This window comes from Erwinia sp., from assembly GCF_049696395.1.
GTDB lineage: Bacteria > Pseudomonadota > Gammaproteobacteria > Enterobacterales > Enterobacteriaceae > Erwinia.
The window spans coordinates 44112-55347 of the sequence record NZ_JBAVTT010000047.1 but is presented as its reverse complement, the minus strand read 5'-3'; the positions used below and the strand labels follow the sequence as shown (position 1 = coordinate 55347).

Genomic DNA, 11236 nt, shown 5'->3' with positions numbered 1-11236 from the left:
CTTCCGGTCATCACGAATTTGACTACCCAGGCTACGCCATCACCGATCGCTCGGCCAAAGGGCCCAATCAACGCATGGGCCAGCAACACCGCCAACAGCAGAGATAACAGCGGCACCAACACCAGATACAGATAAGCAGGAATGATCCTTTTAAGCTGAAGTTCGATCCAGGCGAGAGCCATTCCGGCCAGCATTGACGGGATGACCTGAGCCTGATAACCGACTTTTTCAATGGAGAACCAGCCAAAGTGCCAGGCTTCCGGCAGCTGTTGCCCCAGCAAATAAGAGTTCATCAACTGTGGGGAGACCAGTGTGATCCCTAAAATAATGCCGAGTACCGGTGTTCCACCCATCTTGTTCACCGTTGACCAGCAAACCGCTACCGGCAGGAACATAAAAATGGCCTCGCCCAACAGCCAAAGGAAATCGTAGATATTTTTCCAGGCCGGATGCATCTGAGCCAGCGTTTCTCCCCCTGACATCGGGATATCGCCAATAATATTGCGAAACCCCAGAATCAGCCCGCCGCTGATCAGCGCAGGCAAAAGCGGAAAGAAGATTTCAGCAAAGTGTGAAATGGCCTGCTCGCCCCAGCTCATATTCTGTCGTGCAGCCTTTTTTGCCTGCTCTTTATCAGCCTCATTGATCTGGCAGGTTTTGATTAACAGTTGGTAGTAATCTTCCACCTCAGGCCCAATCACTACCTGAAATTGCCCGGCATGGGTGAAACACCCTTTGACCATCGGTAAAGCTTCGAGCTGGTCTGTACGGGCCAGATTTGGATCATTAAGAACAAATCGCAAACGGGTTATGCAGTGACTAACCGTAGCAATATTTTCACGCCCGCCCACCAGCCGGATCAGGCTGTCGATAGCCTGTTGCTTGATTTTACTCATCAATAAGTCCTTTTATTTCGTTTTAAATACAGATAATTATATAAAAAACGTCCTTATCCCTTTTTCACTCCCCTGCTCAACCAAACCCAGAGTGAAGATGGCCGGAGCTTAGCGGCTCCGCTTTTTCAAATAAAAGGGAACGTTCCCAATCTGGAGTGGAGATCACAAAATGAATGATTCTTAAGCGTTTTCATTCTTGTTAAACATGGCGGGTGAGGGAGAAAATCAGGCGAGCTTGCTGGGAATCTGAAGGTCTTTAATGCCAGACTCGCCTTTTAACTGGGCCAGTAATTGTTGAGCTGCCTGTCTGCCTGCCTGGTCATAACCGAATTCCACGGCAAGGGTTTCAGGGAATAAAAAGCCCAGCAAAGGCGTGTTACCCATCGCGCAGAGTTGAATGCCGGTGATTTTTTGCTGCTGAAGATATTTGATAGCGCCCAGTGCAAGACTGTCTGAAGCGCAGACCAGCGCGGTGGTCTCAGCGGTGATCACATTGGCGACCAGATCAAAGCCATCCTGATAGCTCAACTCACCGAGAACGGCGTTGGGGGTAATTTTTAGCCTCGCACAGGCGGCGAGATAGGCCTGATAACGACTGGAACCCGTCGTGGCATCGCGTTGATCCACACCAAGATAGCTGATATGGCGATGTTGCTGCTGATGAAGGTGATTCAGTAGCAGATCGACCGCGCCCTGATCATCGTAACAAACGGAAGAAAATCCCGAGTATTTCCGCACCATCACCACCAGCTTATCCTGCCAGTTGCTGAGCATCGATTCGGTCAACTCATTGAAGCCAAACAGGATCACCCCATCCACCTGTCGCTGAGCCAGCATATGCAGATGCTCCCGGACCCGTTGCGGATCGAACTGGCTTTCCATCACAATCGGATCGTAACCCTGCTGATACAGCAAAGGTAACATGGTCCGCACAGCCTGATTTTCTGCCGGTGAATCCAGACGAGAAACGATAATGCCAACCACTTTATCGCTCTGGCCGCGCATCGCCCGGGCTGATTTTGAGGGAGTAAATCCCTGCTGCTGAATGACCGCCTCAACCCTGATGCGGGTTTTCTCACTGACGCTTCCTTCACCGTTCAACACGCGAGACACGGTAGACTTGCCTACCCCACTAAGTCGGGCAATATCCATGATAGTGAGGCGATTTTGCATGGGTGCGGGATCATCTGGTTGGCCAATTCAATAGCGCTGAGGGTAACTCATCTCTGCCTGAAAATCCGCATCAGAAGTCAGCAGTTATCGCCCGGCTCAACAAAGTCGATTTTTAGCTGGCAGCCTGCCTGGTCACACGTTAAGCTCTGCGCAAATTTTTACAGCCAGAACCTTCACCATGAAAACCAGACTGCTTGCCATCCTGATCTTAGTCGTCATCGCCATTGGGCTTTACCTTGCACTTAAGCCCCATAAGCAGAACCCTCACTATTTTGCTGCCGCCTGCGTGATGATCAATGACATCGGCCAGCCTAAGGATCAGCAGGAATTTATGGCGAAATTGCAGGCGGTGATCATTAATGAAAACTCCTCCTATGCCTTTGATAAAGTGGAGTTCGATCGCCACTCTGCTCAGGGTGCCAGCGATCGCTACTTTGCGTTGAGCAGCGCACAACAGGCAGAAACCCACAAAAGTCTGGAGGCCTGTCTGGCCGTGATGTTGCCGAAAGCCAAACCGTAATCGCCCAAAACGGACAGGTCAGGATGGCTAGCTGGCCTGTCATTTTTATCCCCCACCCCTGCAAACATAAATTTAATTTATTAGTATTAAAATACTACTGCATTAGGCTGATTTCTCGCCGCTATTATCAATGACGATAAACTGTAATGTTATTATTAATCTGTCACGTTCTTCTGTTTTTATCTCCACCGGGATTCTTCTTATTAATATTTACTGGACTTAATAACGCTCTGCCTGCCAACATGAATTCCTTTAAATTCAGTAATACCAGCGTCTCCTTTTCAGAATAACCCTGCCAACGACCCGCCAGAATTTTCTTTATTAATGACAGATTTCAATGCGTTATGAAAGTAACCCGGGTCTATTCCCGGTAGCCTGAAAAGGGAGTAAATATCAGCAATTCACATCAGATAATGGCGAAATGTTTACCCTGCCTTAACTACTGTGTCAGGGCATATTCTGTAAATTCCAGCCGGGCTGGCTAAGCGAGATAGAATACCAGTTAAACAAAACCAACCCAAAAATGACTGCCATGCCATCCAGACCTTTTTATGACGGAAGCGATCAAATGCCTGCTGAGTATTATTATGTGACACAGCAAAAAGATAAGTCCGATTTTTATATGCTGCATCGAGCCGGATGTCCTTCCCTGCCCAGAAAAGAGACGCTGAATTTTATCGGCAGCCTCTATGATGTCTCGCAGGCCGTGACCGTGGCGCAAATGCGTTATGGCAAGAATATCAAAGCCTGTTACCACTGCTGTCGCCAAAAAAACGAGGGCGATAAGCCCCTGCCAGAGAAGATGCTGTCTCGCCTGCATTCGGGCAAATGACTCCCCAGCCAACTTCTCCGACCCCCAACGCAGAAGCCACCGCTTTTCTCCAGCAGCATTTTTAGTCTGAACACGGGGACAAGACGTTAGTGACTCATAAAAACGTCTCGAATAGCTGCTGCCGCAGCCAGCGGTGGCCGGGCGCGGTGTGAGTTCGCTCGTGCCAGGCGACGGTTTTAGTAAACCCAGGGATCGCTAACGGCGGGGGAAGCAGCGTCAGCCCTTCGGTGTTAACGGCCAGCCGTTTTGGCACCACCGCGATCAGATCGCTGTAGCGCAGGATTTCCGGCAGCACCAGAAAACTGGTGACTGACAGCGTCACCTTGCGCCTTAATCCTGACGCCATCAACGCACTGTCTGTCACCCCGGAAAACAGCTCGCCTTCGTAGGACACCAGCGCATGATCCAGTTCGCAAAAGCGTTTTAAGGTCAGCTTCTTCGCTGTTGCCGGGTGTCCCTCTCGCAGCATACAAACATACTCTTCATCGAACAGCCTGCGTGCGTGGAGCTCTGTTGGCGTGCTCTCCGGCGTAACAATGGCCAGATCAATCTCTCCACGTTCCAGCTGCTGCTGCAAATGCCGGTTATCTACCGGCCTGACGGCAATTTTCAGCCCCGGAGCCAGAGTCCGTAATCTGGCGAGGAACGGAACCACGACGGCACGCAGCGCATAATCCGTTGAGGCTATCGTCAGCTGCATCTCACTTTGCGCCGGGTCAAAAGCGGAGGGTTGCAGCATACCGTCAATGTCCCGCAGAATTTTTGCCACCGGCTCCGCCAGCTCCAGCGCGCGCGGCGTAGGCACAATGCCGTGCTGAGCCCGGACAAACAGCGGGTCGTTGAAGCTGTCACGCAGCCTGGCCAACATCCCACTCACCGCCGGTTGCGTCAGCGACAGACGACTGGCGGCTCGGGTGACATTGCGCTCCTCCAGCAGAACAGAAAAAGCTTTCAGCAGATTAAGATCCAGCGTTCTGATATCAGCCACAGTGATAACCAAAATAAAAAACGGTGATTAGATTTATGTCAGTCTGACACGCATGCTGTGGGTTATCCACTCGCTGCTCACAGAACCTTTTACCGTCAGCGGGTAACTCACTACTGATAACAGGAAATCCCCATGCTGAACGCTATCATCTGGCCTGAAGGCTACCTGCCTGGCACCACCGATAACACCGTCTCTAACGAAATCATTGTGGCTGGTCTTACCGCTGCTGAAGTCTGGGCACAGCTGAACAACACCGCGCTGTGGGCCAGCTACTACAGCAACGCTGAAGAGATCCGGTTCCACGAGGGAACTGGCCCTGAATTAAGCGGCGGCGCACGCTTCCGCTTCACCACTTTCGGTTTCCCGGTTGAAGCTGAAGTGACCGAATACGTCCCTCCGGTGGCTGGCGAAGCGGCACGCATTGCCTGGCATGGTTGGGTTGAAGGGGGAGCGGATTCACGTCTGGACGTTCATCACGCCTGGTTGTTCGAAGATTTACCGGGCAACCGTGTTCGCATCCTGACTCAGGAAACGCAGAACGGTAAACCGGCGCAGGAGCTGGCACAAACCCGCCCTAACCCAATGCTGAATGCGCACCAGGAATGGATTGACGGACTGGCTTCAGCCGCGCTTAAAGCACAATAAACGGCAACAGGGCGCTACAGTTGGCCTGAGTTAAGATGTCCTTTCTGTAACATCTTCAACAAATGTCACACTTTAGTGCCCGCATATGCATCTTTCGTGTCGTGATTTGGCCGGTAATCTCTATCATGAATCGGGAAAACGACTAAAAATAATGCGATTGCCGGTTAATGAAATTTAGAGATTTTGAAGAAGAAGAAAAGCTTTTTGTTCGCAGGGCCTTAGTAGCCTTTGGAATAGTAGTGGCAGGTTTTATCACGCTGGTGATCAATCTGTACCACCTGCAGATTGAGCAGAATCAGTATTATCAAACCCGCTCCAATCAAAATGACATCAAAATGATCCCTGTCGCCCCGACGCGAGGGATCATTTTCGATCGTAATGGCATTCCGTTGGTGAAAAATGTCACCTGGTATGACATTGAAATCATTCCTTATAAAGTGCAGGACATGAAGGCACTGGTGGCTGAACTGACGCCCATTGTCGATCTGTCTCCTGACGATATCGAGACGTTCTATCACGCGCTGCGTGCCGGAAGTCGTTATAAACCCGTGGTGCTTAAAACCGAGCTGTCTGATGAAGAAGTGGCTCGTTTTTCCGTTAATCAGTACCGGTTTACCGGTGTAGACGTCAGCAGCTATGAAGACCGCCAATATCCTTATGGTCCTGACCTGGCTCATGTGATTGGTTATGTGTCTAAAATCAACGATAGCGACTATAAACGCCTTGATAAAGAAGGTGTTAGTGAGAACTATGCCGCTGACCACAACATCGGCAAGCAGGGGATCGAAGGCTATTATGAGTCGGTGCTGCACGGTAAGACCGGTTATCAGGAAGTCGAAGTGGATAACCATGGACGCGTGATCCGCGTGCTGAAAGAAGTGCCGCCTGTTGCGGGCAAAAACCTCTACTTAACGCTGGATCTGCATCTTCAGCAATATGTTGAGACCCAGCTGGTCGGCCAGCGTGCGGCGGTACTGATTGAGAACCCAAAAGACGGCCAGGTGCTGGCTATGGTCTCCAGCCCCAGCTATGACCCGAACCCATTTGTGAAGGGCATCAGCTACAAAGCCTACAAAGAACTTTTAGCAAACAAAGACCTGCCGCTAATCAACCGCGTGACGCAAGGTTTGTATCCGCCTGCTTCCACGGTAAAACCTTATATGGCGATGTCCGCCCTGCTGACCCACGTGATTACGCCGCAAACCACTTTCTTCGGCGCATCAACCTGGACACTGCCGGGCACACAGCGTAAGTATCGCGACTGGAAAAAAACGGGCCACGGCACGCTGGATGTGACCCGCGCGATTGAAGAGTCTGCGGATACCTTCTTCTATCAGGTGGCCTTTATGATGGGCATCGATCGTATTCATACCATGCTCAGCCAGTTCGGTTATGGTAAGCCCAGCGGCATCGATTTGAACGAAGAGTACAGCGGCCTGCTGCCAAGCCGTGAATGGAAGCAGAAGGTGCATAAAAAGGGCTGGTATCAGGGCGATACCGTGGCTGTCGGCATTGGCCAGGGTTACTGGATAGCCACGCCAATCCAGATGGTCAAAGCGCTGGATACGTTGATTAATAACGGTCGGGTCATTCAGCCGCACCTGTTGTATGAAGCTAAACAGGGGAAAAACATCACCCCGTGGAAACAAACGCTGCCTGAGCAACAGATTGGTGATGCCAAATCGCCTTACTGGAGTCTCGTCCGCCATGCGATGTTTGGTATGGCGAATGCGCCAAACGGGACGGGGTATAAATACTTCCACACCGCGCCTTACGGCATTGCGGCGAAGAGTGGCACCTCTCAGGTCTTCGGCCTGAAGCAAAACCAGGTGTATAACGCCAAAATGATCCCTATTCGTCTGCGCGACCATATCTTCTACACCGCGTTTGCACCGTTTAACGACCCGAAAGTGTCGATGGCGATCATCCTGGAAAACGGCGGCGTCAACGGTGTGACCGCAGCGCCTTTGGCAAGAAACATTCTGGACCATATCTTCCTGCCGCCAGATATTGCACCGATGCCGGTCACAGCTGACCCAAGCAGTAACGTTACCGCACAGTAACCGGCTCTGTTTCTGCCCCCATCAGCCCTTAGCTGACGGTGTTTACACACCGTCAGCCTCCTTCCAATCATTTCCTGTAATTTCCAAAACAACCCTGCGCCTAAATTCTCCATTAAAGAAGGTGTTACCTCGTGCCGATAAACGACAATGAGGTAATGTCTTATCTTCGTGAGGCCAGCGTTAACTGGCGACTGAATCGGTTTTGCTGGAAAGTAAATGACTAACGACATAAGCCTCCCGAACGGGCTGCAACGCCACTTTATCCGTCACGTTCTCACGCCGATGATTGTGGGGGTCCTGTTCACGTTTCTTGCCTGTGGCTTTACGGCCTGGTGGGTGACCACCAGCAGCAACGCCAGGGCTCAGGAAAAGCAGCAGCAGGTGATTGAAAACGTCTTTACTCAGCATCTGGCGGATTATCTGCACCAGCACCACAAGCTGCTGGGCTCCGGGCAACTGTTGCAGCAATTAAGCGCCAACCCGGCAGTAAGCCTCCCTTTTGGACACTGGCTGAATACGCTGGCCGGTGATGATGAGGTGTATCTGTTAGATGCACAGAACCGCCCTTTAGCGGTCTGGTTTGCCGGTGAAGAGGTCACGACCGAGCGTTACCAGGCGCTGAAAGACCAACTCAGCCCGTGGCTGGAGAGCCTTAACCGCCTCTCCCTCATTTCTTCGCCAGCCTTTACCGGCGACTTTATCCGGGTAAACGGCCGCGTGGCAGAAGTGGCGCTGGGAGAGGTAGCGGGCAGCGGTGGCAACAAACTGATCTTCCTGCGTTATCTGCATTACAGCTTTGTTGATTTTCTGGAACACCGTGGCGTAGTCACCGAGTTTCGTTTTACCCCCAGTTCGCAAGATCACCTCAACAGCGCCGGTTTTCTGTTGCAGTCGCACCTTAAAATCCCGGTGAGCTACGTCTCCTGGCAACCGATGCGGCCAGGCAGCCAGATGCTGATGATGACCGGCCCACTGGTGCTGCTGGCAATGCTGGCGATTACCCTGATGTGCATCAAGATGACCCGCCGCCTGTGGACCTCTTCCCTTAAACTCTCCGACTCGATAGAGAAACTGGCAGCCAGTGAAGCTCAGGCTAAACAGCTTGCCCTGCGTGATGTTCTGACCGGATTACCCAACCGCGCCGCAATGGAACACAAGCTGACGGAGCGGTTAAGCAAGCTGCCAGCAGAAGGCGAAAACGTGGGTCTGCTGTTACTGGATCTCGACCGTTTCAAAATGATTAACGACACCTACGGACACCACACCGGCGACGATTTGATTGTAGAAATTGGTCAGCGGCTGTCAGCGCTGCTGCGCCCGGAAGATGCCGTGGGACGACTGGGCGGCGATGAGTTTGTGGTCATGGTGAACGATCTGCAAAGCGATAAGCCGATCGCCCAGCTTTGTCAGCAGATTATTACGCACCTCACCGCGCCGGTCATCATACAGGGCAACCGCTTGTGGGTTGGCGTCAGCATCGGTATTGCGCTTGCGCCGCAGCATGGCATCGAACGGCAGGAACTGATGCGGAAGGCCGACATTGCTCTTTACGCAGCGAAAGCTGAAGGTCGCGGTCGCTACCATCTGTTTGTTCCGGCGCTGGGGGAAGCCCTGATGAAGCGCCAGCAGCTGGCAGAAGAGTTGCGGCTGGCGCTTGATAACGCCTGTGGTCTGGCGCTCTGGTATCAGCCGATTATGGATATCAGCGGCACCAAAATGCTGGGCATTGAGGCGCTGTTACGCTGGCAGCATCCGAAGCTGGGCCCGATTTCTCCAGCCGACTTTATTCCCATTGCTGAAGAGACCGGGCTGATTATTCCGCTGGGCGACTGGGTACTCCAGCAGGCCGTCAAGCGGGCAAAAACCTGCCCGCACCTGAATATGTCGATTAACGTGTCACCACTGCAATTCCTGGCGGGAGACTTTATTGCCCGCGTGAAAGATATCGTAGCGCTTTATGACGTAGACCCAAGGCAGATTGAACTGGAAATAACAGAAGGCGTGATGCTGGAAGACCAGCAACAGGCGCTGCATACCCTTCAGACGCTGCGTGCGGCAGGCTTCAGAATCGCGCTGGATGACTTCGGCACCGGCTACTCCAGTCTCAGCTACCTTACGCAGTTCCCGGTAGATACCCTCAAAATCGATCGCTGCTTTATCCAATTGCTGGGAATTCAGGAACATGCCGACAAGATTGTCTCTTCGGTCATTAAGCTGGGGCATTCACTGGGCTTAACGGTGACGGCGGAAGGCGTGGAAACCGAAGAGCAGCGGCTGGCACTGGCCGCTGCAGGCTGCGATAAGCTGCAGGGCTTCCTGCTCAGCCGCCCGCAACCAGCGGAGGTGCTGTTTGCGGCACAGGCTGTTTAATGCGTAAAGATTAACGGCGCAGAACGATTTGCGGAACCGCATCCTGACTGTGGTGGTGAACCTGCAGATCGGCCTGATACCAGCGCGTTAAGGTGGCTTCGGTCATCACTTCAGCAGGTGTGCCTGCGGCAACCAACCTGCCCTGATGCAATAACAGCAGACTGTCGGACCACAACGCCGCCAGATTCAGATCGTGCAGCACACAGCATACCGTCAGCTGGCCTTTGCGGGTTAACTGATGCAGCAGGCGTAAGGCGTGCTGTTGATGATACAAATCCAGTGCTGAAGTCGGTTCATCCAGAAACAGCCAGCCACGCGGGCCATCTTCATGCCAGAGCTGAGCTAACGCCCTGGCAAGCTGTACCCGCTGCTGCTCCCCGCCAGACAGATGACGATAATCCCTGTCGGCAAGCGTGTCGCTACCGGTTAATGCCATCACCTCTTCGACTACCGCTTTGGTGCTGTGGCTGGGCCAGGGCGCGCGGCCCATCGCCACCACTTCACGCACGGGCAGAGGAAACTCAACGTGGCTTTGCTGGCGCATCACGGCGCGGGTTTGCGCCAGACGCTCGCGCGACCAGCTGGCCAACGGCTGGCCCCCCAGCAGGCAACCTCCGGCCGCCGGTTGCAGGTAGCCAGTCAGCAGCCGCAGCAACGTCGATTTACCCGCGCCATTTGGGCCAATCAGCGACACCATTTCACCAGAGCGTAAACTCAGCGAGACGTCATCAATCAGCAGCCGATGCCCCACGCGCCAGCTGAGGTTTTGCCCTTCAAGCAGATCAGTCATGACGGCCTTCCTGGCGACGTAATATCAGCCACAAAAACCACGGCGCACCCAGCAAACTGGTCAACAATCCCACCGGCATTTCCGCAGGCGCTACCACGGTTCTCGCCAGCGTATCGGCAATCAGCATCAGGATCGCTCCGGCAAGTCCTGCGCCTGGCAACAGCCAACGATGGTCGCTGCCAATGCACATCCGCATCAGATGCGGCACCACTAAACCCACAAAACCAATCACGCCGCTAACGGCCACCGCAGCCGCCACCATCAACGCGCTGAGCACCAGCAAAATTCGCTGAGTGCGCTTTACATCAACGCCCAGATAATGCGCCTCTTCATCGCCCAGTTGCAGTAAGTTCAGCCGCCTTGCCTGCCACTGTGTGGCAACCATAACCGGCAGGACGATCGCCGCACTGACGATAACCGTTGACCACTGCGCCTGCCCCAGCGAGCCCATTCCCCATAAGGAGAGCTGGCGAAGCTGCTGATCGTTACTGATCCAGGAGAGCACACCGACCGCCGCGCCGCACACGGCATTGATCGCAATTCCCACCAGCAGCAGCCGTGAAAGCGTGCTGCTGCCGTAACGACTGAGGCTGAAAATCACCGCCGTAACCGCCAGGCTGCCAATAAAGGCCGCCAGCATCGGCCACCACAGCGCCAACATCGCCGGTAACGACAGGGGGATCACCACGGAAATCGCCACCATTAACGCGGCACCGCTGCTGATGCCTAACAGACCCGGATCGGCCAGCGGATTGCGGAACAATCCCTGCATCACGCCGCCAGAGAGCGCCAGCGCCGAGCCCACCAGCACTGCCAACAGCACGCGCGGCAGCCTGATGTTCCACCAAATCTGCCAGATCATGCTGTCGCTGGTCGCCTGCCAGACCCTCGGTAATGACAGGCGCATCGCCCCGACGTTGGCGGCGAACAACACGATCGCCACCATCAGAAGTGCCATC

At 53.6% G+C, this 11236-nt stretch carries 10 protein-coding genes; 5 read left to right on the top strand and 5 right to left on the bottom strand.

Annotation, left to right across the window (positions count from 1 at the left end; translation table 11 throughout):
• On the bottom strand, positions 1-896 hold an 896-nt coding region (gene treB, locus WCC56_RS06570; protein WP_424691608.1), incomplete at its 3' end, for a PTS trehalose transporter subunit IIBC.
• A gap of 225 nt (positions 897-1121) precedes the next feature.
• Positions 1122-2069: a trehalose operon repressor TreR gene (gene treR, locus WCC56_RS06565; RefSeq protein WP_424691607.1), complete on the bottom strand. Its 948-nt coding sequence runs from the start codon at positions 2067-2069 to the stop codon at positions 1122-1124.
• Between the two features lie 178 nt (positions 2070-2247).
• On the opposite strand from treR, the gene WCC56_RS06560 reads away from it, so the two are divergent.
• On the top strand, positions 2248-2589 hold the full coding sequence (locus WCC56_RS06560) for a hypothetical protein (protein ID WP_424691606.1): 342 nt from the start codon (positions 2248-2250) through the stop codon (positions 2587-2589).
• A gap of 568 nt (positions 2590-3157) precedes the next feature.
• A complete protein-coding gene (locus WCC56_RS06555) occupies positions 3158-3421 on the top strand; it encodes a hypothetical protein (RefSeq protein ID WP_424691605.1) in 264 nt (87 codons plus the stop codon).
• A gap of 94 nt (positions 3422-3515) precedes the next feature.
• Here the strand turns inward: WCC56_RS06555 and WCC56_RS06550 are convergent, their stop codons facing one another.
• Positions 3516-4409 carry a LysR family transcriptional regulator gene (locus tag WCC56_RS06550; RefSeq protein ID WP_424691604.1) on the bottom strand — a complete coding sequence of 298 codons (894 nt, stop codon included), beginning with the start codon at positions 4407-4409 and terminating at the stop codon, positions 3516-3518.
• 132 nt (positions 4410-4541) lie between these two features.
• On the opposite strand from WCC56_RS06550, the gene WCC56_RS06545 reads away from it, so the two are divergent.
• From WCC56_RS06545 to WCC56_RS06535, 3 genes are all read left to right on the top strand, one after another.
• Positions 4542-5054 (top strand): SRPBCC domain-containing protein, encoded by a 513-nt coding sequence (locus WCC56_RS06545; RefSeq protein WP_424691603.1) that lies wholly within the window; start codon positions 4542-4544, stop codon positions 5052-5054.
• 167 nt (positions 5055-5221) lie between these two features.
• Complete coding sequence (gene mrdA, locus WCC56_RS06540) at positions 5222-7117, top strand: penicillin-binding protein 2 (protein WP_424691602.1); 1896 nt, start codon at positions 5222-5224, stop codon at positions 7115-7117.
• Between the two features lie 216 nt (positions 7118-7333).
• Positions 7334-9487, top strand: coding sequence for a putative bifunctional diguanylate cyclase/phosphodiesterase (locus tag WCC56_RS06535; RefSeq protein WP_424691601.1), 2154 nt, complete (start codon positions 7334-7336; stop codon positions 9485-9487).
• 10 nt (positions 9488-9497) lie between these two features.
• On the opposite strand, the gene WCC56_RS06530 is transcribed toward WCC56_RS06535, so the two are convergent.
• Together WCC56_RS06530 and WCC56_RS06525 are read right to left on the bottom strand one after the other, a co-directional pair.
• The gene (locus WCC56_RS06530) at positions 9498-10277 is read right to left on the bottom strand and encodes a heme ABC transporter ATP-binding protein (RefSeq protein WP_424691600.1); all 780 of its coding nucleotides are present in this window, start codon (positions 10275-10277) and stop codon (positions 9498-9500) included.
• Positions 10270-11235, bottom strand: a complete 966-nt coding sequence (locus tag WCC56_RS06525) for a FecCD family ABC transporter permease (RefSeq protein ID WP_424691599.1) — start codon at positions 11233-11235, stop codon at positions 10270-10272. The genes WCC56_RS06530 and WCC56_RS06525 overlap by 8 nt, the downstream gene beginning before the upstream one ends.
• Position 11236: the final 1 nt, after the last annotated feature.